General features: G+C 71.4%; 1 pseudogene. It reads left to right on the forward strand.

Features of this window, described 5'->3' with window-relative positions:
* Window positions 1–419 (forward strand): annotated as a pseudogene (locus AC1DP0_RS22575) (hypothetical protein); the annotation flags it as partial.
* Window positions 420–540 lie beyond the last annotated feature (121 nt).

The following is a 540-nucleotide window of genomic DNA, read 5'->3' on the forward strand; positions in this document are numbered from 1 at the left end:
CGGCGACCCTCGGTCGGTCGGTCTGGCAGCAGCAGCGCGACGCCGACAACCGCGCTGCGGCTCTGGCCGCCGGTCGCCAGATCGCGGTGAACTTCGTGACGATGAACGCCGCGTCCTTCGACGCCGACACCAAGCGCGTGCTCGACGAGTCCACCGGCGCGTTCCAGAAGGAGTACGCCTCCACGCTGGCCCAGCTGAAGCCGGTGGTCACCGCCAACAAGACGGTCTCGACCGTGGAGCGGGCCGAGGCCTCGCTCGTCTCGAGCGACGCCGACTCGGCGAAGGTCATCGTCGGGATCGTCGCCCCGACCTCCAATGCCTCGACCCCTCAGGCCGAGAAGAAGACGTACCGGCTCCGGCTCGACCTCGTGAAGGTCGGCGACGCGTGGAAGGTGAGCACCCTTGACTTCGTCAGYTGAACCCCGCCGTCCGGTCGGGGCAGCCAGCCCCCGCAAGCGGGTGGCCGGTGCCCGCCGTCGGCCTTCCGCCGACGCGCCTGCTGCCTCGGCGCCCGTGCTGGCGCCTCACGCCGCCCACGAG

This window comes from Terrabacter sp. P5_B1 (assembly GCF_056400505.1).